The following is a 20,926-nucleotide window of genomic DNA, read 5'->3' as shown; positions in this document are numbered from 1 at the left end:
GGGCACCCGCGGGGGCTGATGGCGCCACGCCCGCCGGTCGGCGGGCCGCCCGCAGTGCGGGCGAGCCGCGCTCACGTTCATATCCGCCCCCGTTTTCGATGGTGCCCGGCGGGTACGACAGGAACAGCGGCCGCGAACCGCGACCGCGCTGCGCCGCTGCCCGAACGGCGGACAGCGGAGCGCGCCCATGACGCGGCGGAGCACCGGGGGCGAGCCCGGAGCTCCGCCGCTCGCACGCCTACCGCCGACGGCCGGAACCGCGCCGCGAGCGGCCGTCGCGAAGCGATCCGCACCCGCGGCAGGAGGCCGGCGAAGCGTTTCCGCACCGGTGGCCGAACCCCGGTCGCCGGCGCTCGTCGCCCGACACGACGGGAGGGCCGGGGCTTTAGCCCCGGCCCTCCCGCTATGTGTCTCTAACGCCTGCGCAGTCAAGCCGCCTCGGCCATGACCTGGTCGTTGGCCAGCTCTTTGAGGCGGGCCAGCGCCTGGATCTCCAGTTGCCGGATGCGCTCGCGCGACAGGTGGAACCGGTGCGCGACCTCCGTGAGCGAGTGCTCGCGGCCGTCTTCGAGCCCGTAGCGGGCCTTGACGATCCCCGCCGAGCGCTCGTCGAGGTGGTTGAGCATCATCTCTATGCGCTGACGCTCCATTCCCGCGAGGACGACGTCCTCGGGGCTGGGTTCGTCGGAGTCGGCGACGAGGTCGCCGAGGTTGGTGTCGCCGTCGTCGCCGATCGGCGTGTCGAGCGAGACGGTGTCCTGGCTCCAGCGGATGAGCTCGTTGACCCGCTCGACCGTGACGCCGAGTGCCTTGGCGACCTGGTCGGGTTCGGGGTCGCCGCCGAGCTCACGGGTGAGCTGGCGGGTGACGTTGCGCATCCGGTTGACGTCCTCGACCAGGTGCACCGGCAGGCGCACGGTGCGCTCCTGCTGGGCGATCGCCCGGCTGATGGCCTGGCGGATCCACCACGTGGCGTAGGTCGAGAACTTGAAGCCGCGCTGATAGTCGAACTTCTCGACGGCGCGGACCAGGCCCGTGTTGCCCTCCTGGATCAGGTCGAGCATCGGCATCCCGGAGCGGACGTAGCGGCGGGCGATCGAGACGACCAACCGCAGGTTCGCCTTGATGAACTGCTCTTTCGCCTTCGCACCGTCTTCGACCAGGCGCTTCAGGTCCTTCTCGGTGGCATCGCCGAAGGTATCCCCCTCGCCGAGCAGGTGCTTCGCGAACAGGCCGGCTTCGACCGCCTTCGCCAAGTCGACCTCGGCGGCGGCGTCAAGCAGCGGCGTCTTCGAGATCTCATGCAGGTAAACACCCACAAGGTCTCGTTCCTCAGCGACCTCTTCGGTGGTGAGGGTGGGTGTTGTCGTTTGCTCCACGCTCAAGGTCTCCTCCAGCTTCCTCGTCCCCCGACACCGCGTGAACGGTGTACCAGTTACAACGACCGCTTCGTTGCGTGGAATTCCGTGCCCCGGTGTTCGATGCGCCACGGTTACGAAATCGATGCGATTCGGTGGCCCTAGGGCCTTCGCACCGTTTCGTGTACCCATTTTCATCGGCTAAGCTCGGTTCACGGCTTCCATCTCTGAGACGGGGCCGCATCGGCCTCATGATGTCTCTGAGATGGAGATCACCTCACCTCGTCAGAGGCCTGATGACCCGAGCCCTGGTCACGGTATCGTCTCCGGTCTGCTTCATCGCAAACCTTCAATCTCTAGGGGTACACGCGCCCTACCTTGAAAAAGTTGAGAGATCATCTTATTGCGGCCCTAATCACTGCGATCCGGGCCGCAAAGGCGGCGACGCTCTGATACCCGCACCATAGCGGACGGTAGCGGTGACAAGCAACACCTTTCCCAGGCGTTGATGTCCGATTCCGAACACCTCTCGTTCCTCTCAGTCTGCGCCCTCCAGAGGGGCCCGTGGGCCGCTTCCGGCAGCGTGCCTCGTAGATCACCTTCCGTGCCTCTTGCGCGTAGAGTTGGCCCGGTGACTGAAGAACGCCTAGTGTGGGTCGACTGCGAAATGACCGGCCTCGACCCGGAGACCGAAGCCCTCATCGAGATCGCCGTACTCGTCACGGAACCCGACCTCACCCCGCTGGACGAGGGCCTCGACATCGTGATCGCCTGCGACGGCGAGACGTTGGAGAACATGGGGGCGTTCGTCGCCGACATGCACGCCAAGTCCGGGCTCACGGACGAGGTGCGGGCCTCGCCGATCTCCTTGCAGGAAGCCGAGGACACGGTACTGGAGTACATCAAGCAGCACGTGCCCGAAGCGCGCACGGCCCCGTTGTGCGGCAACTCGATCGCCACGGACCGCACCTTCATCACCAAGTACATGCCGCGCCTCGACGACCACCTGCACTACCGGATGATCGACGTCTCCTCCATCAAGGAGCTGGCCCGCCGCTGGTACCCGCGCGTCTACTACAACCAGCCTCCCAAGGGCCTCGCCCACCGCGCGCTCGCCGACATCAAGGAGAGCGTGCAGGAGCTCGAGTACTACCGCCGCACCCTGTTCGTGGAACTGCCCGGCCCGTCGAGCGACGAGGCCAAAGCGGCGGCCGCGAGCATCGCCGGGACGGACCGGGACTGAGACGGCGAACACCGAACCCCGTTGACAAGAGCCCCGGAAGCTTGGCTATGATTGTCGCCGGTCCCAGGTTTTTCCTGCAAGACCGGTCTTGGTGGTCGTAGTTCAGTTGGTAGAACGCCTCGTTGTGGTCGAGGAGGTCGCGGGTTCAACCCCCGTCGATCACCCCAAGTCAAGAGCCTCGCGGCATCGCCGCGAGGCTCTTTGCTTTGCCTGGGTGCCTACCGGCCCATCCGCTTGCGGCGCAATGCCTCACGGCGCTTGCGCGCGGCCGCAGGGCGCTGGATGAACCGCTCGGCGAACGTCAGGGGGATGCCCACGCCGAAGAACGGCGCGGCCACCCAGAGCGGCCAGGGGTAGTCGACGCCGGCGAGCAGGAAGACGAGCAGCCAGATCGACACGCAGATGCCGATCGGGATCGAGAAGCCCACCCACATCCATTTGACCCACTCGGGCGTGCCGAGCTTCTCGGGCTCGTCGGCGTCGAGGATCCGGTGGTACGCGGGAAGGTCCGCGAGGGCGGGTGCGGCATCGCCGATGGTCTTGGCGGCCATGACCACGTCGACGCGCTTCTCGTACTCGTCCAGGTCCAGGAAGCCCTGGTCGACGGACGTCCGCAGGAGGTCGGCGAGGGCGTCGCGCTCCGCGTTGCCGATCCGCATCTCGCTGTCGCCGCCGTAGCGTTCGAGAGAGGTCATGCTGGGGGCTCCTTGAGTTGGGGGCAGGGGTTGTCGCTCAGTATCGGTCGCGGCGCCGGTCCCGGCGGCGCTCGCGGTGCTCGCGGTGCTCGCGCCGGTGCTCGTCCTCGTCGCCCCAGCCGCCGCCGACCACCTGCATGATCGTGGCGATGCCGAGGCCCAGGATGGGCCAGATGGGCCAGAAGTAGGTGGGCTCGCCAGAGCCGATCCAGGTGGCGGCCCAGATCCCGGTCGTGATGGCGCCGACGGTGATCAGGCCGCGCAGCGCCGGGAACCGGTGCATCCAGGGCGGCCGGCCGTGCGAGGCCCCGTGGGGGCCGTGGGCGGGGGCTTCGGCGGGCTCGGCAACCGCGACCTCGCCCTCCTTGGGGCGGCCGCCGGGGAGGTCGTCGAAGATGAGGTCCAATTCGGCGTTCGTCTTGGCCTCGTAGGCGGTCTTGGCGCGCTCGTCGAACTCCGCGAGGTCGATACGGCCTTCGTCGAGGGCGGCCTGCAACTGCGCGATCGCCCGGTCGCGGTCGGCGTTCGAGATGCGCAGCTTGCCGTGGTCTTCGGTCACGATGCCAATTATGGCATCGGGGTCCTATTCGGCGCGAGCCGCGCTCGCGACCGCGTCGCCCAGTTGTTCGATGCCGCCGTCAGGGGCCGTGAGGACCCAGACGCCGTCCTCGCAGAGCGCGATGGTGTGCTCGACGTGCGCCGCGACCGAGCCGTCGTCGGTCACGATCGTCCAGCCGTCCGCCAGTTCGGCGGTCTCGTCCGAGCCGAGGGTGATCATCGGTTCGATCGCCAGGGCCATGCCCGGGCGCAGCTTCGGGCCCTCGGTGGGGCGCCCGTAGTTGAGGATGTGCGGGTCCTGGTGCATCTCGGTGCCGATGCCGTGCCCGCCGAAGCCCGTCACGATGCCGTACTCCCCCGAGCGGTCCACCGACTCCTCGATGGCGCGGGAGATCCCGCCGAGGCGCTTCGCGGTGGCCGCGGCCTTGATGCCGGCCCACATGGCGGCCTCGCAGGCCTCACGCAGGGCCGTCAGCTCGGGGGCGACCTCGCCGATCTCGATGGTGATCGCCGCGTCCCCGTGCCAGCCGTCGACGATCGCGCCGACGTCGACAGAGAGGAGGTCGCCCTCCTTGAGAACCGCGTCCTCGGAGGGGATCGCGTGGACGACCTGCTCGTTCACCGAAGAGCAGATCGAGCCCGGATAGGGCCCGTTGCCGATGTCGTAGCCCTTGAACGAGGGCACGCCCCCGCAGTCGCGGATCACGTGCTCGGCGATGCGGTCGAGTTCCGCCGTCGTCACGCCCGGTCCGGCCGATTCGCGCATGGCCTGGTGCACCTCGGCCACGACGAGGCCGGCCTTGCGCATCTTCTGGATCTGCTCGGGCGTCTTGTACTGGATCTGCTGGCGACGGCGGAACACGGTGCTATTCCGCGGCGCCGATGGCGTTCAGGGCCCGCTCGGTCACTTCCGAGACCTCGCCGATGGCGTCGATCCGCACGAGCTTGCCCTGCGCCTCGTAGTAGCCCACGAGCGGCGCGGTCTGCTCCGCGTAGACCTTGAGGCGGTTCTTGATCGTCTCGGGCTGGTCGTCGCTGCGCTGGTACAGGTCGTCGGAGTCGGGGTCCGCGGGCGGGTCGAACTCCAGGTGGTAGACCTTGCCGGTCGACTTCGAGACGCGGCGCCCGGACAGGCGGCGCACCACCTCGTCGTCGCTGGCGACGAGCTCGAGGGCCAGGTCGAGGGTCGCGCCCGCCGATTCGAGGACCTGGTCGAGGACCTTGGCCTGCTCGGTGTTGCGGGGGTAGCCGTCGAGCAGGAAGCCGCCCTTGGCGTCGTCCTGGGCCAGCCGGTCGGCCACCATCTCGTTGGTGACCTCGTCGGGGACGAGGTTCCCGGCGTCCATGTACTCCTTGGCCTTGAGGCCCAGCGGGGTGCCGCCGGAGACGTTCGCGCGGAAGATGTCGCCGGTGGAGATCTTGGGGACGCCGAGCCGCTCGGCGATGATCTCCGCCTGGGTGCCCTTGCCGGCCCCGGGCGGGCCTACGAGTACCAGTCGCACAGTTGTTCCTCCCGTGTGGTGCCTATGAAGATGTTCCTGCGTCAGCGGAGGAAGCCTTCGTAGTGGCGCTGCATCAGCTGGGACTCGATCTGCTTGACCGACTCCAGGCCGACGCCCACCATGATCAGCACCGAGGTGCCGCCGAACGCGAACTGAGCGAACAGCTGCTGGTTACCGAACGCGATGATGGCCAGATTGGGAAGGATAGCGATCGCGGCCAGGTAGAGCGAGCCCGGGAAGGTCAGGCGTGACAGGACTCGCTGCAAGTAGGTCGCGGTGGGGTTGCCGGGGCGCACGCCGGGGATGAACCCGCCGGCCTTCTTCATGTTCTCGGCGACGTCGTCGACCTTGAAGGTGATCGAGACGTAGAAGTAGGTGAAGAAGATGATGAGGAACGCGTACAGCGTGATGTACACCCACGAGCCCTGGTTGAGCAGGTAGCGGTCGATGAACCCGACCCACGAGGAGTCGCTGTTCTGGTTGAGCTGGCGGAACAGCGTCGGGATGTACAGGAGCGAGGAGCCGAAGATGACGGGCACGACGCCGGCCTGGTTGACCTTGAGCGGGATGTAGGTCGAGGTGCCGCCGTACATCCGGCGGCCGACCATCTTCTTGGCGTACTGCACCGGGATGCGGCGCTGCGACTGCTCGATGAAGATGACCGCCACCATGATCGCGATGCACAGCCCGATGATCACGGCGAACATGAACCAGCCCTCGGACTTCTGCAGGGACCAGAACTGGCCCGGCATCTGCGCGGCGATCGAGGCGAAGATCAGGAGGCTCATGCCGTTGCCGACGCCGCGCTCGGTGATCTGCTCGCCGAACCACATGATGATCGCGGTGCCCGCGACCATGACGGCCACGACGACGATGATCGTCATCCAGTAGGGGATGCTCGCGTCCGAGGCGGACAGGTCGGGGAGGATCTCGTCCGGGCACTCGGCCTGGAACAGGATGCCCGAGCGCGCCAGCGCGATGTAGCCGGAGGCCTGGAGCAGGGCGAGGCCCAGCGTCAGGTAGCGCGTGTACTGCGTGATCTTGACCTGGCCCGGCTGGCCCTCCTTGCGGAGCTGCTCGAGCCTGGGGATCACGACCGTCAACAGCTGCATGATGATCGACGCGGTGATGTACGGCATGACGCCGAGCGCGAAGACCGAGAGCTGGAGGAGCGCTCCACCGGTGAAGAGGTTCAGGAGCCCGAAGACGCCCGCCTCATCGGTGGGCTGCATGTTCAGGCAGGTCTGCACTGCCGCGTAGTCCACTCCGGGACTCGGCATCTGCGCACCAAGACGATACAGTCCGATGATCATCAAGGTGAACAGGATCTTCTTGCGCAGATCGGGGGTCCGAAACGCGCTGATGAAGGCGGAGAGCAATGCGGTTCCTCCTGAACAAGACCCCCTGGCGGGGCCCATGGTGTTGCGGGGCAACACCTTTCGTAACCAGTGGGCGTGTGTAGTTCGTAGCGAGAGCGTCACACGCCCGAGGAAGACGGTGGTCCTCGCCATGGGAGCCTAGCAGGCGCATTCGGACGCAGAGTATTCGGCATTCAATACGACGAAACGGGCCGGAGTTCCCTCCGACCCGTTTCTCGAATCGCTTGTGCGAACCAGCGATACCGTGGGTGATTACTCGCCCAGGGCCTCGCCGGTCTTCTTGTCGACGACGGTGGTCGAACCACCGGCGGCGGCGATCTTGTTGACGGCGGAAGCCGAGAAGGCGTGGGCCTTCACGTCCAGCTTGACGCCTTCGAGCTCGCCGGAGCCGAGGACCTTGATGAGCTCCTTCTTGTTGAGGACGCCCACCTCGATCAGCTGCTCGGGGCCGACCTGGCCGCCCTCGGGGAAGAGCTCCGCGAGGCGGTCGAGGTTGACCACGGTGTAGACGAGCTTGTTGTGCGGCTTGAAGCCCTTGAGCTTCGGCAGACGGATCTGGAGCGGCTGCTGGCCGCCCTCGAACCCGGCCGGCACGGTCTTGCGGGCCTTGGTGCCCTTGGTGCCGCGGCCGGCGGTCTTGCCCTTCGAGCCCTCACCGCGACCAACGCGGGTCTTGGCCTTCTTGGCGCCGGGGGCGGGCTGCAGGTCATGAATGCGGATAGCCATGACTACTCGACCTCCTCGACGTCGACCAGGTGACGGACACGGTGGACCATGCCGCGGTACTGCGGGAGGTCCTCTTTGTAGACGGTCTGGCCGATCTTGCGCAGGCCGAGCGTCTGGATGGTCGCACGGGCCTTCGGCTTCTCGCCGATGACCGACTTGTGCTGGGTGATCTTCAAACGTGCCATGTCGCTGCCCCTAAGCCTTCGCGGCCGCGGCGGCCTCGGCGCGGGCGCGCAGCAGACCCTGGGGAGCGATGTCCTCCAGCGCCATGCCGCGGCGGGCCGCGACGGCCTCCGGGGACTCGAGACCCTTGAGCGCGGCCACCGTCGCGTGGACGATGTTGATCGCGTTCGAGGAGCCCAGGGACTTCGACAGGACGTCGTGGACGCCGGCGCATTCGAGCACGGCGCGCACGGGACCGCCCGCGATGACACCGGTACCCGCGGAGGCGGGCTTCAGGAGCACGCGGCCGGCCGCGTCCTCACCGAAGACCTCGTGCGGGATGGTGCCGCCGATGCGGGGGACCTTGAAGAAGTTCTTCTTCGCCTCTTCAACGCCCTTGGCGATGGCGGCGGGAACTTCCTTGGCCTTGCCGTAGCCGACACCGACGTTGCCGTCGCCGTCGCCGACCACCACGAGGGCGGTGAAGGCGAAGCGCCGGCCGCCCTTGACGACCTTGGCGACGCGGTTGATGGTGACTACGCGCTCGACGTGCGGGGACTTCTCGGCGCGGTCGCGACCGCGACCGCCCTCGCGTCCACCGCGCCCGCCGCGACCGCCGCGGCGGTCGCCGCCGCCGTCCCGGCCGCCGGCGGCAGCTTGCTGTTGATCAGCCACGAGACTGATTCCTTTCGTTCGCTCAACGCCAGCCCGAAATAGAGCTGACTCGCATGGAATATCCGACTTCGAGAGCCGGAGACGTCGCACCGAGGCGCAACCTCTCGATTATGCCTGGTCAGGGGTGCATCGGCGAACGGCGGGGTCGGGCTGAGGCCGGGGACACAGCAGGGCCGCCGCCAGCACTGCGAAGTCCGCTGGCGGCGGCCCTTGTATCGGGGGAACGCGCCTAGAGGCCGGTCACGTCCCATTGCTGGTTGGTCGCGCCGGTGCAGGTGCTCTGCACGATCGCGGCGCTGTTGGCGTTCGAGGCGGCCTGGAGGCAGAGCCCGGAGTGCTGGGCGACGATCGCGTAGTTGCCGTTCGCGGACGCGCGCAGGGAGAAGCGCTGGTTGCCTCCGGCCCAGCAGCCCCATTGGCCGACGGGGGCGCCGCTGGCGGTGGCCTCGTCGAGCACGTCCCAGCATTTGCCGGTGGCGCTGTTCGAGACGGCACCGACCTTCGAGCCGGGGTAGACCGGGTCGAAGGTGAAGGCCTGGGGGGCGCCGTTCCAGCAGTCGTACTGGATGAGCTTGGTGCCGTCGGTGCCGGAGCCGGCGGGCACGTCGATGCAGCGGCCGGAGGCGGCGTTGACGAACTTGGTGGCGTATGGGCTGCCGTCCTCGGAGCCGACGACGCCTTGGATCGTGCCCGCGGCGGCGTCGATGTTGAGGGTGGAGTACCAGGTCAGCGACATGGAGGTGTTGCTGGGGAAGGCGATCGGGAGCCAGACGTACTCGCTGTCCATGGGCTTGCCGCCCCATTGCGGTCCCCAGCGGTCGCCCATATAGAGGTAGCTGGTGCCCGCGGTGCCCTGCACGGTGGTGACGAAGGTGGGCTGGGAGCCGTAGGTGGTGGAGTTCCCGGCGTTGGACCAGCCGGACCAGGCGCCCTCGGGGAAGTTCGTGGTGGTCGCGTACTGGGTCTGGTTGGCGTTCCAGCCGGTCGCGCCGGAGGTGACGAGGAAGTAGACGCCGTTGCGCTGGAAGACGGCCGGTGCCTCGCGGTGGTAGCCGTCGAAGACGTGGACGAGCTCGTCGATGGCGAGGTAGTCGGGGGTGAGTCGGTAGACGTTGAGGTCGTAGTTGACGTCTGCGGCGGAGATGAGGTAGCCGGTGCCGTCGGTGTCGACGAAGAGGGTCATGTCGCGGGAGTCGAATCCGGCGGGGCGGAAGGAGCCCTGGTAGGTGTAGTCGCCGTCGACGGTGTCCGAGACGGCCACGGCCACTTCGGCGTCGCCGTAGTCGACGCCGTTCTCCTTGTGTGCCCAGAGGACGTACTTGCCGGTGGCGGCGTTGTGGATGACCTTGGGGCGTTCGATGTTGGACGGGGAGAGGTCGGGGTGGGACTCGGCGCTGAGGATGTCGTTCTCGAACGTCCAGTTCACGAGGTCGGTGGAGGAGTACATGCTGACCTGGTCGAAGAGGTAGTCGTTGCGCTGCTCGCCGACCAGGTAGTAGGTGCTGCCGACTTTGAGCATCCCGCCGCCGTGGGCGTGCATGAGGTTGCCGGAGGTGTCGGTGATGGTCTGCCCGTTGTCGAACGCCACGGGCGCGGCCGTGGCTGGGGCCGGCGCGGCGAGCCCGAGGGCCGTGGTCACGAGGGCCGTCGCGGCGGCGAGGGCGCCCAGCCGCTTGCTTGTTGACATCGTCGTCTCCTTCACGAGCGCCCCCGGAGGAACGAGGGCTGATCGAATCATGTCGATATTTCCACAGATGTCGCCCTCTTGTAAAGACCCTTCGTATAACCGGCATAAAAACAACGCCGACGCGGTGCGTCGACTCGACGCCCCTCGGTCTTCTTCACCGCCTCGAATCTCTCGGCCTCGCAGGAGCTGCACAACGTCACGCAGGCGGTTCTCGCCTCCGACTTCCCCGATGCCGAATCCTTCGGCACCGCGCCGACCTCGTGGGACGACGCGCTGCGGATGCTCGCGCAGTTGCTCCCCGACGACCACCCCAGCGTGGTCGTGCTCGACGAACTCCCCTACCTGGCTCATCAGCACGTCGAGGGTTTCAAGGTGGCATGAGACAGCCCCGATGGCGCGCAAGGACTTCGCCGCGCTCGCTGCCGTCGCGGGCCGCGTCCCGGGAGCGACCGAGGCGACTCCGCTGAACTGCGGTTCCACGATCCGCTGCTTACTTGATGGCGCCCGCGGTCAGGCCTGCCTGGATCTGGCGTTGGAAGAGGATGTAGGCGATGAAGATCGGGATCATGGCGAGGACGGTTCCGGCGAAGAGGGCGCCCGAGTCGCCTTCGTAGCCTTGGCGCAGGGCGAGGTTCGCGAGGCCTTGGGAGATCATCGCGTCGTCGGGGTTGCGGCCGAGCAGGACCAGGGGGAGCAGGAACTGGTTCCACTGGCCGATGATGTTGAAGATCGTGATGGCGATGAGCCCGGGCTTGGCCATGGGCAGCATGACCTGGAAGAACAGCCGGTAGTGCCCGGCGCCGTCCACGACCGCGGCCTCGGCGACTCCCGTTGGGAGCGTTCGGAAGAACGCCGTCAGGAAGAAGACCGTGAACGGCAGCGAATAGGCGATGTAGACGATCACCAGGCCGGTGTAGGTGTTGAGCAGGGACACGTTCTGCAGCGTCTTGAACAGCGGGAACAGGGCCAGGAACACCGGGAACATCATCCCCGCGGCGAAGCCGAAGTAGATGACGCGGTTGCCGGGGAACTCGTAGCGGGCCAGCACGTACGCGGCCATCGCGCCGAGCAGCATCGTGCCGGCGACGCTGAAGACCATCACCTGCAGGGTGTTGAGGAAGTAGCCGCCGATGTTGCCGTTCGTCCACGCGTTCACGTAGTTCGCCCAGTGCGGCGCCTCGGGCGGGCCGAGCGGGTCGGAGGCGATCTCCCGGGTGGTCTTGAAGGAGGACATGACGATCCAGACCACGGGGATGATGACCATGAGCGCCCACAGCCACAGGAAGCCCTGGGAGAAGACGTTGAGCACGTTCCCTTCGGGGCGCGGTGCTCGCTGCGGGTTCCGCGCGGGCGGAGCCGCTTCGTCCGCGCCGGAGGCGCCTTCAGCGGTACTGCCGGGGGCGGTGTCGGTTGCCATGTCGCTCCTCAGAACTCGATCCGCTCGCGGCGGCCGAACCGCAGCGACACGACCGCCAAGGACAGGGCGGCGAAGAACAGGACCACGCCGAGCGCCGACGCGAACGCCTGCTCGCCGTGGTTGAACGCGTATTTCCAGATGACGCCGCCGACCACTTCGCTCGCCGCGTCCGGACCGCCGCGTTCGGGCGTCATCATGTAGATGAGCACGAACACGTCGAGTGCCACGATCGAGAGGTAGATCCAGGCGGTCTGCACCGAGTCCCACAGGAGCGGCAGCGTGATCCTGAAGAACATCGGCCCCCGCCCGGCGCCGTCGATGATCGCCGCCTCGTACAGATCGCGCGGGATCGACGCCATCGCCGAGGAGAAGAACACCAGGTAGAACCCGACGGCGCTCCACACGAGGACGGCGATGACCGCCGCGAGCACCATGCGCTTGTCCGCCAGGAACCCGTTGACGGGAGCCGGGAGCCCGACCGAGGTGAGCGCCCCGGTGATGAGCCCGCCGAAGTTCTCGGGCGCGTACACCTGCTTCCACAGGATCCCGATGATCGCCACCGACAGCACCTGCGGGAAGAAGTACACGACCTTGTGGAACCGGGCCCCGCGCACGCCCTCGATGCGGCCCCGGCGCACCCGCCCGCCGAGGTTGAGCATGAACGCGAAGAACAGGCCCAGCGCGATCGTCACGACCGGCAGCACCACCAGGATGATCCCGGTGTGCCGCAAGGCGGGCAGGACGAGCCGCTCGTCCTTGAACAGGTTCACGTAGTTGTCGAACCCGATGTACTCGAAGGAGTTCGACGACCCCGACCAGTCGGTCAGGGAGATCTGGAAGGCCTGGGCGAACGGCAGGATCACCAGCCAGGCGTACAGCCCCACCGGCAATGCCAGGAAGCTCAGGATGAACGGGTACCTGCCGTGCTTCACAGCCCAGGCCCTCCTCTCTGCTCGTCGGGCCTAGTCCTCGTGGGTGAACTTCTCGATGGTGTCGTCGGCGGCCGTCTCGTCCGCGACCGTCTGCATCCGCGCGATGAACTCCTCGGGCGTCGTCTCGGCGTTGATGAGCTGGCCGAGCGCGGGGCGCACCTCCTCGTTCATCTTCGTGTACCAGTACCGGAACTGCGGCTGGAACATGTCATCCGGATTGGACACCAGGGCGTCCGTCATCTTCGCGGTCTCGTTCTCGAGCTCCACGCCCTTGACCACGGTGGTCGCCTGCACGGCGTCGCTGAAGATCTGCGAGCCCTCCTTCGAGAGCATGATCCGCAGGTACTCGTACGCGCCCGCGAGGTTCGTCGCGTTCTTCGGCACTACGAACGGCTCGTCGCCGCCCGCGCTGATGAGACCGGGCTGGACGCTGCCCTCGAGCGGCGGCACGCCCATCGGGGCGTACTCGAAGCCCTCCGGGGCGATCGCCTTCTGCTCGTTGGGGAGCCAGGAACCGCACGGCAGGAAAGCGGCCTCGTTGTTGTTGAAGGACGTCTGCGACTGGATGTGGTCGATGCCCGCGCTGCCGTCGAGGAGGTACCCGGCCGAGCCGAGGCCGTGCATCGCCTCGGCCGCCAGCACCACCGACTCGTGGCCCCAGGCGCCGTCCTTGAGGTTGTCGATGTCCTTGAGGACCTGGACGCCGCCGTGGCGGCCCGCGAGCATGAGGAACATGTCGTAGAGGTAGACCGGGTGCTGCCCGGCGTACGTCCACGGCGCGATCCCGGCCGCTTGGATCTGGGGGCAGAGGGCGAGCATCTCGTCCCACGTGGTCGGCGGGGTCCAGCCCTGGTCGCGGAAGAGCTTGGCGTCGTACCAGATCGTCCACGCGTTGAACACGTAGTTGAGGGCGTAGACCTTGCCGTTGAAGGTGCCGGCCTTGAGCACGCCGTCCCGGAGGGTGTCGAGCACCGTCACGTTCGGGTCGTCGAAGGAGGGGGCCTCGAGCAGCGGCGTGAGCTCGGCCAGCTCCCCGTCGCTGACGAGGGCGTCCATCGGGATCTGCTGGGCCCCGGAGTTGTCGAGGACGTCGGCGGGCTTGCCTTCGGCGAAGCGCGGCTGCTGGGTCTCGGCGATCGCCTGCGTAGCGAGGTGCGTGATCTCGGCGTCCGGGAACGCCTCCTTGTAGATCGCCTGGTGGGCGACGGCGTACTCGTTGCCGAAGCCGCCGTCGAAGATGACGACGTCCAAGGGCGCCTTCGGGTCGACGTCGAAGGGGTTCTCGGCGTCGTCTCCTACGGTGACCTCTTGGCCGTCGCCGTCGCCGCCGCTGGTGGCGCAGGCCGCCAGCGACGAGGCCGCGAGACCGGCAGCGGTGGCGCCGAACAGGTTGCGGCGGTTGAACATCGGATGCTTGTCGGCTGAAGTGTTCCTCATGGTCGCTCCTTCAAGGGGTAGCAGGGTGGGCATGACCGCTGTGGACGGCGAGGGTCAGCTCGCTCCGTTCCGCTGCCGCGTCGGCCGGTGGCCGACCACGGCTCGGGCCCGGGACTCCAGGGCCTCGAGTGCCGCGGGGAATCGCCGCTGCGCGACCGCGATGTGCACGAGGTCGGCGACGAGCAGCGCCGAATGCCGGGAGGCGAGCAGGTCGGCGCGGTGGCCGGTGCGAGTGGTGGCCGAGACCAGGCAGATGTCGGCGATCTCGGCGAGGGCCGAGTCGGCGCGGCCGGTCATGGCGACGGTGAGGGCGCCGCGGCTGTCGGCCTCGGAGAGCATCTCGATGACCTCGGCCGTGGAACCGGAGATGGAGACGGCGAAGGCGATGTCGCCCTCGCCGAGGAGGGCGGCGCTGGCGAGCGCGTCGTGGACCTCGGTCCAGACCCACGCGGCGACGCCGATGCGGTAGAAGCCCATCTGGAGTTCGCGGGCGACGGTGGCGCTGGTGCCGACGCCGTAGACGTCGACGCGGCGGGCGTCGCAGACGCGGGCGGCGACGCGTTCGACGGCGTCCAGGTCGAGAGTGTCCACAGTGTCGCGAAGCATCGCGGCGTCGATGGTGATGAGCTGCTTGAGGACCCGGTCGAGGGGATCGGAGGGGGCGATCTCCTGCCCGATGTTGACGTCCCAGCCGGTCTCGAGGCGGGCGGACGCACGTCCCGTTTCGGTTGCGATTGCAACCCTGAGGGCGGCGTAACCGTCATATCCGAGATGACGGCAGAATCTAGTGATGGTTCCTGGGGAGGTACCGGAGAGCTCGGCGAGGTCCATGATCGTGGCCCGCGCGGCGGCTTCGGGGTCGGCCAGTACTTGGTCGGCCACTTTCGACATGGCGTCGGACAGTTCGCTCGCGCCGTGGCGGATCCGTTCGAGGACTCCGTCCGCGGCGGGTGCGATGGGCGCATCTGGGCTGGTTCGCTCCATTGGCATCCTCTTCGGGAGGTGGATGCAAGAAAAACTATTACCTATGACACACTCGTGTCAAGTTCATGAGAATTATTTTTACTGGTTTGCACCGAAGGCGGATACTGCTGGTATCGCAAGGAGCGGGGACCCCAACATGCACGCAAGACTCGCCGTCGGCCTCGACGCCGGCGGGACCAGCAGCCGCGCCGTCCTCATCGACGAGACCGGCGCGGTGCTCGGCACCGGAGCGTCAGGACCGGCCAACCCGGTCGGCGGCGACCGGGAGATCGCGCTGTCCAACATGGCCCTCGCCTTCCAGCGGGCCCTCGGCGGCATCGACCCCGCGGAGGTCGGCTCGGTCTGCGTCGGCACGGCCGGAGCGCTCTCCCTCACCGAGGAAGTGCGGGAACTCTCCGCGGACCTCAAGCGGCGCTTCGCGACCGACTGCGAGGTCGAGGTCGTCTCCGACGCTGTGATCGCGTTCGCGGCCGGATCGTCCGCATCGGACGGCACCGTCGTCGTCTCGGGCACCGGAGCCGTCGCGTTCGCGATCCGCGACCGGACCCCCGCCCTGCGCTCCGACGGCTACGGCTGGCTCTTCGGCGACGCCGGATCGGGCTTCTGGCTCGGCCGCGAGGCCGTACGCGCCGCGCTGCGCCACATCGACGGCAACGGCCCCGGCGGGCGCCTCGTCGAGGCCATCATCGCCGCCATCGCCCCCGACAAGCGCCGCTCGGGCGCGCTCGTCGCCAAGTGCATGGCGGACCCTCCGGTGCGGCTCTCGCGCTTCTCAGCGCTCGTGTGCGAGGCGGCGGACGGCGGCGACCCGGTGGCCGAGTCGATCGTGGCGCGCGCCGTCGGGCACCTCGCCGAATCGGTGTCGTACGTGGTCGACCGCGAGCTGCCGATCGTGATGGCGGGCAGCCTCCTCACCCGTCCGACACCGATCGCCGCGCTGCTCCAGGAGCGGTTCCGACTCGTGTATCCGAAGGCCGGCATCAGCAAGGCCACGGACCCCGCGATCGGCGCGGCCTGGATGGCCGCCAGCGCCTTCGTCACCGACCCCGAGGCCAGGGTCCGCCTCCACCGCCAGCTCGCCTGGCGCTGATTCGCCGGCCGGCGGCCATAGGGCATGCCCCTTCCCACCCGCATCCACCTCCGACCAACCGAAGAAATGAGACGGCTCTCCCACACGGGTCCGACATCGAACGGGACGCGAGTCACGCTCGCTCGCGCTCTCACACCGCCTTGAGCGCCCCCGAGAGGCGGCCCTCGGCCGCATCCAGCTTCGCCTTCGCCTCCGGTGCGCCGATGCCGAGTTCGAGCATGACCACCGCGGTCTTCACGTGCTCGCCCGAGGCGGCCAGGGCCGCCTCCGCCGCCTCCGCGTCGGCGCCGGTGATCTCGCGGATCATCCGCACTGCCCGCGCCGCCAGCTTCGAGTTCGCGACCCGCATGTCCACCATGTAGTTCCGGTAGACCTTTCCCAAGCGCACCATGGCGATCGTCGAGATCATGTTGAGCACGAACTTCTGCGCCGTGCCCGACTTCAGCCGCGTCGACCCGGCCACGACCTCCGGCCCGACCTCGACCTCGATGCGGTGCTCGGCCGCCGCCGAAAGCAGCGTGCCCGCGTTGCAGGACAGCCCCACGGTGAGCGCCCCGCGCCGCCGGGCCTCCTCGACCGCCGCGACCACGAACGGCGTGCGGCCGCTCGCGGCCAGGCCCACCACCGCGTCGGCGGGGCCGATGTCCTCGGCGGCCATGGCCGAGATCCCGGCGGCCGCGTCGTCCTCGGTGCCTTCCACGGCGCCGCCTTCGGCGGCCTTGCCGCCCGCGAGGACCGCCTTCACCAGTTCGGGGTCGGTCGAGAACGTGGGCGGGCACTCGGCCGCGTCCATGACCGCCATCCGCCCGGCGGTCCCGGCCCCGACGTACCGCAGCCGCCCGCCCTTCGCGAGCCGGTCGGCCACCGCGTCGATCGCGGCGGCGACCTCGGGGAGCACCGCGGCGACGGCGGCCGGGACGCTCGCGTCGGCCTCGTTCATGGTGCGCGCCAAGTCAATCGTCGAGAGGTCCTCGATCCCGGCGTAGCGGGGGTCGGCCTGCTCGGTTGCCAAGGCGGCCAGCTGGGTGCGCGCCCGCAGGCGCTCGGTCGTCTCACTCACAGTTGCGAGCCTAGCGCAATGAAGTGAATTTTCATTCCACCGCCTGGACATGAAGAATCGCGCCGGACCATGCGCCCCCTCCCGCAGGTGTACGGTGTCGTCATGCCTGCCAGCCGCACCGACACGCCCAACCTCCTGGTGCTCATCAAATCCGTCCTGCCCTCGCTCTCGAAGGCGGAGACCAAGGTCGCCCAGGAGATCATCCGCGAGCCCGAGGCCGCCTCGACCCGGACGATCACCGAACTCGCACGCGCCGCGGGCACCTCCGAGGCCACCGTGGTGCGGTTCTGCCGCTCGCTCGGCCTCGCCGGGCACCGTGAGCTTCGCATGCGCGCCGCGCAGGCCGTCATCGGCACCGGCGAGGGCCCGGACCGCGAGATCGCGGGCGGCGACATCCCCACGGGCGCCGACATGTCACGCATCATCGCGACCGTCTCCTACGCGGACGTCGGCGCGATCACCGATACCGCGAACGCCCTCGACACGGCCGCGTGCGAGGCCGCCGTGGCGGCCCTCGCCGCCGCGGGCCGCATCGACGTCTTCGGCGTCGAGGCCTCCGGGATCGTGGCCGCCGACCTCGTCAAGAAGCTCCACCGCATCGGCTGCACCGCGTTCTCGTGGCCGGACGTGCACTCCGCGCTCGTCGCGACCGCGCTCGCGAGCCCGAGGGACGTCGCGGTCGCGATCTCCCACTCCGGGGCGACGACCGAGACCGTCGAGTTCCTCGAGTCCGCCCGCGACCGCGAAGCGATGACGATCGCCATCACCAACCACGCCCGCTCGCCGCTCGCGAAGGCGGCGGACCTCGTCTTGACCACGGCCGCAAGGGAGACGACGTTCCGCTCGGGCGCCACGGTCAGCCGGATCGCCCAGCTCATGGTCGTCGACTGCCTGTTCGTAGGGGTGGCGGCCAAGCAGCGCAAGCGAACTGCCAAGGCTCTGGCCGCCACCGCGGCGGCGGTGTCGGACCGCCAGCGCGCCTGACCGCGGCTAGTCCGGTCCTACGACGTCCAGCTTCGGGAAGTAGGTCACGTTCGAACGATTCGACCGGGAGGAACACCTCAAGTTCCTCCAATGTTTCGAACCGCACCGACACCTGAGGACGATCCCTTCGATCAATGCGTTGATCAGCGCTTCCTTGTTGTGTTCGGGCCGCGGGGGGCAAGGCGAAGGCGGGGGCCTTGTGGGCCCCCGCCTTTCAGTGGTGCGGGTTACGTGTTGTTGGCGAGGGCCAGGAGTCGGTCCCGAGCGCCGTTGAAGTGGTCGCGGTCGACGTTGCCGGCGATGCCGGAGACCGAGCCGGTGGCGGTGTACTGCCAGAACGTCCAGGTCGTGCTGCTCCAGCCAGCCGGGAGCGTCGGGGCCGTGGCGCCCCAGTGCGCGACCCAGAGCGGGCTCTTCGAGGCCATGCCGGTCCACGAGCCGGTGCAGGAGTTCCACCAGGAGGCGGTCGTGTAGATGACCACGTCGCGGCCGGTGCGCGCCTTGTACCGGTTGTAGAAGTCGGTGATCCAGGTGCGCATCTGGGTGGTGGTGAGGCCGTAGCAGGCCGCACCCGAGGGCGGGGCCTCGAGGTCGACCGCCCCGGGCAGGGTGAGGTTGTCGGCCGACCAGGCGCCGCCGTTGCTGGCGAAGTAGTCCGCCTGCGCGGTGCCGCTGGAGCTGCCGGGCCGGGCGAAGTGGTACGCCCCTCGGATCACGCCCGCGTTGTAGGCGGCGACGTAGTTGGTGTTGAACCGGGGGTCCTTGTAGGTGGTGCCCTCGGTGGCCTTGATGTAGGCCCACTGGACGCCGGAGTTCCTGACGGAGGTCCAGTTGATCGTGCCCTGGTAGTTGGAGACGTCGATGCCGGCGACGCGGGTCTGCGCCTGGGCCGGGCTCGCGACGGCGAGTCCGGCGGCGGTGAGGACGGTGGCCGCGATGAGGACGGCGGCGGCTCGGAGTCTGCGGCGGGAAAGGGTGGGGAAGCTGAGGGTTGGGAAGCGCTTCACTATTACTCCCTGCTTGTGAGGAGATCAGTGGATTGGGGGGAGTGCACGGTTTTGCACCCGGCACCCAGTATGAAGATAAGCTCCACTGCGAGTCAAGCTTGTGAAAATAACTTTCCACTACGGGCGAGTGAACGGCTACGCGTAGTGCAGGCCGTGGCCGAAGGCGAAGGCGATCTCGCCGTCCGCGTTCGGCACGTCCACGGGCAGCGCGCCGCTCGGGTCGATCGCGCCGGTGATGACCTTCGCCAGGGAGGCAAGGGAAGCGGTCGTGTACGAATACGACGCCAGGCTCGCGTTGGCCGCGCCGTGGCGTGCGACGTCGTAGGGCGTGCCGACCGCGGCGGTCACGACGCGCGCGCCGGACTTCAGCAGCTCGGCGATCAGGTTCGCCTGCGCACCGCCCGCGCCGACGTTGTACGTGGCGACGACGACGAGGTCGCGGCCCGCGGCCGCGGCCACGGCGGCCTTGATCCGGTCGGCGTCCGGCGCGTCGCCGGTGACGAGCGCTTCCGCCTGCAGCCCTTGGGTGTTCAGCGCATCGGCCAAGCGGGCGGTGGTGTTCTCGCCCCAGCCGGCCACCAGGACCGACCCGGCGGCGAGCGGCAGCGTGCCGTCGTTCGCGAGCAGGGTGATCGAGCGGTCGGCGATGTCGGCGGCGACGCCGCGGTGCTCGTCGGAACCGACGATGCCGGTCCCGGCCGGATCGGTCGGGGGTGCCTCGACGATGCCGCGGGCGGCCTTGAGCGCCAGCAGCCGCCGCACCGAGGCGTCGATCCGCTCCTCGGTGAGCTCCCCCAACTCGACCGCGTGGAGCACCGCTTCATAGGCGAGCTGGAAGTTCGGCGGCATGAGCAGCAGGTCGACCCCGGCCTGGAGCGCCATCACCGGCACCCGCTCGTCGCCGTACTCGGTGCGGACGCCTTCCATCTCGAGGGAATCGGTGACGATCACGCCGTCGAATCCGAGCCGCTCGCGCAGCAGCCCGGTGAGGATCGGCGCCGAGAGCGTGGCGGGCTTCAGGGAGTCGTCGAGGGCCGGGAACTGCAGGTGGCCCGACATGACCATGTCAGTCCCGGCCGCGATCGCGGCGGTGAACGGCGGGGCGTCGATCCGCTCCCACTCCTCGGCGGTGTGGGTGATGACCGGCAGGCCCACGTGGCTGTCGGTGCCCGTGTCGCCATGGCCCGGGAAGTGCTTGGCGGAGACCGCCACTCCCCCGGACTGGTAGCCGCCCACCTGCGCGGCCGTGAACCGGCCGACGAGCTCGGGGTCCGAACTGAAGGACCGCACTCCGATCACCGGGTTCGCCGGGTCGACGTTCACGTCGGCGTCCGGCGCGAAGTTCTGGTTGAGGCCCATCGCCCGCAGCTCGACGGCCGCCGCCTCGGCCGCGCGCCTCGCGGCCTCGACGTCGCGGGTCGCGCCCAGCGGCATCGCCCCGGGGAATTGCGTGGCGGGCTCGCCGATCCGCACGACCGTGCCGTACTCCTGGTCGGTGGCGATGAGCAGCGGGATCTCGGAGGCCTCCTGGAGGCCGCTCGAGAGCGCCGCGACCTGGTCAGGATCGGACAGGCCGTTGGCCCAGTCGAAGTAGATGATCCCGCCGGGCTTGAAATCCGCCACGAACGCTGCGCCGTTGTCCGATCCGAGGTGCTCACGGTTGGAGTCGACCGCGTCGGCCTGGTCGGTATCGGCCGTCTCCCCGTGCACGTACACCATGAACAGCTGGCCGACCTTGTCCTGCAGCGACATCGACGCCAGCCGCGCCTCGACCCAGTCAGGCGTCGTCTCCGAAGGCTCGGCGGCCTGCGGTTCCTCGTCGTCGCGCCGCGCCGCGGCCTCGGCGATCACGGCGCCCCCGCCGACGACCGCGAAGGCCCCGGCGACACTCGAGACGAGCACGGTCTTGCGGGAGAGCTTCGGCGAACGCACCCGCCCATCCTGACCCAGCGCGGCGGATCCCGCAAACCCGCCCCTCGGCAGGGCCGACGCAAATCACACCAAAACAGCCAGGGGCGGGGTACGACGAA

At 68.6% G+C, this 20,926-nt stretch carries 20 protein-coding genes and 1 tRNA gene; 4 read left to right on the top strand and 17 right to left on the bottom strand.

Translation table 11 applies throughout. The features are described 5' to 3' along the window. Positions 1 to 428: 428 nt before the first annotated feature. Positions 429 to 1,385, bottom strand: a complete 957-nt coding sequence (locus O1R50_RS06320; RefSeq protein ID WP_408612615.1) for a sigma-70 family RNA polymerase sigma factor — start codon at positions 1,383 to 1,385, stop codon at positions 429 to 431. 604 nt (positions 1,386 to 1,989) lie between these two features. Here O1R50_RS06320 and orn point away from each other — a divergent pair. Beyond that, a complete protein-coding gene (gene orn / locus O1R50_RS06315) occupies positions 1,990 to 2,601 on the top strand; it encodes an oligoribonuclease (protein ID WP_270109046.1) in 612 nt (203 codons plus the stop codon). A gap of 91 nt (positions 2,602 to 2,692) precedes the next feature. After that, positions 2,693 to 2,768 (top strand) — tRNA-His (locus tag O1R50_RS06310). Between the two features lie 51 nt (positions 2,769 to 2,819). On the opposite strand, the gene O1R50_RS06305 is transcribed toward O1R50_RS06310, so the two are convergent. The 13 genes from O1R50_RS06305 to O1R50_RS06245 form a co-directional block, all read right to left on the bottom strand. Next, positions 2,820 to 3,296: a DUF1707 SHOCT-like domain-containing protein gene (locus O1R50_RS06305; protein WP_270109045.1), complete on the bottom strand. Its 477-nt coding sequence runs from the start codon at positions 3,294 to 3,296 to the stop codon at positions 2,820 to 2,822. Positions 3,297 to 3,333: 37 nt separating this feature from the next. After that, complete coding sequence (locus tag O1R50_RS06300) at positions 3,334 to 3,855, bottom strand: DUF1707 SHOCT-like domain-containing protein (RefSeq protein WP_270109044.1); 522 nt, start codon at positions 3,853 to 3,855, stop codon at positions 3,334 to 3,336. A 24-nt stretch (positions 3,856 to 3,879) separates the two neighbouring features. Continuing rightward, the gene (gene map, locus O1R50_RS06295; RefSeq protein ID WP_270109043.1) at positions 3,880 to 4,716 is read right to left on the bottom strand and encodes a type I methionyl aminopeptidase; all 837 of its coding nucleotides are present in this window, start codon (positions 4,714 to 4,716) and stop codon (positions 3,880 to 3,882) included. A gap of 4 nt (positions 4,717 to 4,720) precedes the next feature. Continuing rightward, the gene (locus tag O1R50_RS06290; protein WP_270109042.1) at positions 4,721 to 5,356 is read right to left on the bottom strand and encodes an adenylate kinase; all 636 of its coding nucleotides are present in this window, start codon (positions 5,354 to 5,356) and stop codon (positions 4,721 to 4,723) included. A 41-nt stretch (positions 5,357 to 5,397) separates the two neighbouring features. Then, a complete protein-coding gene (secY, locus tag O1R50_RS06285) occupies positions 5,398 to 6,735 on the bottom strand; it encodes a preprotein translocase subunit SecY (protein ID WP_270109041.1) in 1,338 nt (445 codons plus the stop codon). Between the two features lie 252 nt (positions 6,736 to 6,987). Next, positions 6,988 to 7,461, bottom strand: a complete 474-nt coding sequence (rplO, locus tag O1R50_RS06280) for a 50S ribosomal protein L15 (protein WP_205328638.1) — start codon at positions 7,459 to 7,461, stop codon at positions 6,988 to 6,990. A gap of 2 nt (positions 7,462 to 7,463) precedes the next feature. Further along, the gene (gene rpmD, locus O1R50_RS06275) at positions 7,464 to 7,646 is read right to left on the bottom strand and encodes a 50S ribosomal protein L30 (RefSeq protein WP_106361906.1); all 183 of its coding nucleotides are present in this window, start codon (positions 7,644 to 7,646) and stop codon (positions 7,464 to 7,466) included. Between the two features lie 10 nt (positions 7,647 to 7,656). Continuing rightward, positions 7,657 to 8,298: a 30S ribosomal protein S5 gene (gene rpsE / locus O1R50_RS06270; protein ID WP_205328637.1), complete on the bottom strand. Its 642-nt coding sequence runs from the start codon at positions 8,296 to 8,298 to the stop codon at positions 7,657 to 7,659. Between the two features lie 229 nt (positions 8,299 to 8,527). Continuing rightward, a complete protein-coding gene (locus tag O1R50_RS06265) occupies positions 8,528 to 9,985 on the bottom strand; it encodes an RICIN domain-containing protein (protein ID WP_270109040.1) in 1,458 nt (485 codons plus the stop codon). Positions 9,986 to 10,475: 490 nt separating this feature from the next. Next, positions 10,476 to 11,402, bottom strand: a complete 927-nt coding sequence (locus O1R50_RS06260) for a carbohydrate ABC transporter permease (RefSeq protein ID WP_270109039.1) — start codon at positions 11,400 to 11,402, stop codon at positions 10,476 to 10,478. Between the two features lie 8 nt (positions 11,403 to 11,410). Then, complete coding sequence (locus O1R50_RS06255) at positions 11,411 to 12,334, bottom strand: carbohydrate ABC transporter permease (protein ID WP_270109038.1); 924 nt, start codon at positions 12,332 to 12,334, stop codon at positions 11,411 to 11,413. A gap of 30 nt (positions 12,335 to 12,364) precedes the next feature. Next, complete coding sequence (ngcE, locus tag O1R50_RS06250) at positions 12,365 to 13,771, bottom strand: N-acetylglucosamine/diacetylchitobiose ABC transporter substrate-binding protein (RefSeq protein ID WP_270109037.1); 1,407 nt, start codon at positions 13,769 to 13,771, stop codon at positions 12,365 to 12,367. Positions 13,772 to 13,825: 54 nt separating this feature from the next. After that, positions 13,826 to 14,755: a MurR/RpiR family transcriptional regulator gene (locus O1R50_RS06245; RefSeq protein WP_270109036.1), complete on the bottom strand. Its 930-nt coding sequence runs from the start codon at positions 14,753 to 14,755 to the stop codon at positions 13,826 to 13,828. Between the two features lie 136 nt (positions 14,756 to 14,891). On the opposite strand from O1R50_RS06245, the gene O1R50_RS06240 reads away from it, so the two are divergent. Beyond that, positions 14,892 to 15,845 carry an N-acetylglucosamine kinase gene (locus tag O1R50_RS06240; RefSeq protein WP_270109035.1) on the top strand — a complete coding sequence of 318 codons (954 nt, stop codon included), beginning with the start codon at positions 14,892 to 14,894 and terminating at the stop codon, positions 15,843 to 15,845. Positions 15,846 to 15,975: 130 nt separating this feature from the next. On the opposite strand, the gene murQ is transcribed toward O1R50_RS06240, so the two are convergent. Further along, positions 15,976 to 16,905 (bottom strand): N-acetylmuramic acid 6-phosphate etherase, encoded by a 930-nt coding sequence (murQ, locus tag O1R50_RS06235; protein WP_270109034.1) that lies wholly within the window; start codon positions 16,903 to 16,905, stop codon positions 15,976 to 15,978. Between the two features lie 102 nt (positions 16,906 to 17,007). On the opposite strand from murQ, the gene O1R50_RS06230 reads away from it, so the two are divergent. Next, positions 17,008 to 17,889: a MurR/RpiR family transcriptional regulator gene (locus tag O1R50_RS06230; protein WP_270109033.1), complete on the top strand. Its 882-nt coding sequence runs from the start codon at positions 17,008 to 17,010 to the stop codon at positions 17,887 to 17,889. Between the two features lie 227 nt (positions 17,890 to 18,116). Here O1R50_RS06230 and O1R50_RS06225 read toward each other — a convergent pair whose 3' ends face one another. Then, entirely contained in the window at positions 18,117 to 18,896 is a 780-nt protein-coding gene (locus O1R50_RS06225; protein WP_270109032.1) for a lysozyme, read from the bottom strand. 135 nt (positions 18,897 to 19,031) lie between these two features. Beyond that, on the bottom strand, positions 19,032 to 20,828 hold the full coding sequence (locus O1R50_RS06220) for a glycoside hydrolase family 3 protein (protein ID WP_270109030.1): 1,797 nt from the start codon (positions 20,826 to 20,828) through the stop codon (positions 19,032 to 19,034). Between the last annotated feature and the right edge of the window lie 98 nt (positions 20,829 to 20,926).

The sequence above is a fragment of the Glycomyces luteolus genome, from assembly GCF_027622875.1.
GTDB lineage: Bacteria > Actinomycetota > Actinomycetes > Mycobacteriales > Micromonosporaceae > Glycomyces > Glycomyces luteolus.
The sequence above is the reverse complement of the archived record's forward strand: the minus strand, read 5'-3'. Positions and strand labels throughout refer to the sequence as shown.

What these genes read in the sequence shown, in the direction of transcription:
- O1R50_RS06260 (WP_270109039.1), bottom strand. Translation starts at nt 11,402, where the DNA reads ATGGCAACCGACACCGCCCCCGGCAGTACCGCTGAAGGCGCCTCCGGC.
- O1R50_RS06230 (WP_270109033.1), top strand. Translation starts at nt 17,008, where the DNA reads ATGCCTGCCAGCCGCACCGACACGCCCAACCTCCTGGTGCTCATCAAA.
- rplO (WP_205328638.1), bottom strand. Translation starts at nt 7,461, where the DNA reads ATGGCTATCCGCATTCATGACCTGCAGCCCGCCCCCGGCGCCAAGAAG.
- rpmD (WP_106361906.1), bottom strand. Translation starts at nt 7,646, where the DNA reads ATGGCACGTTTGAAGATCACCCAGCACAAGTCGGTCATCGGCGAGAAG.
- O1R50_RS06245 (WP_270109036.1), bottom strand. Translation starts at nt 14,755, where the DNA reads ATGGAGCGAACCAGCCCAGATGCGCCCATCGCACCCGCCGCGGACGGA.
- O1R50_RS06240 (WP_270109035.1), top strand. Translation starts at nt 14,892, where the DNA reads ATGCACGCAAGACTCGCCGTCGGCCTCGACGCCGGCGGGACCAGCAGC.
- ngcE (WP_270109037.1), bottom strand. Translation starts at nt 13,771, where the DNA reads ATGAGGAACACTTCAGCCGACAAGCATCCGATGTTCAACCGCCGCAAC.
- O1R50_RS06265 (WP_270109040.1), bottom strand. Translation starts at nt 9,985, where the DNA reads ATGTCAACAAGCAAGCGGCTGGGCGCCCTCGCCGCCGCGACGGCCCTC.
- O1R50_RS06305 (WP_270109045.1), bottom strand. Translation starts at nt 3,296, where the DNA reads ATGACCTCTCTCGAACGCTACGGCGGCGACAGCGAGATGCGGATCGGC.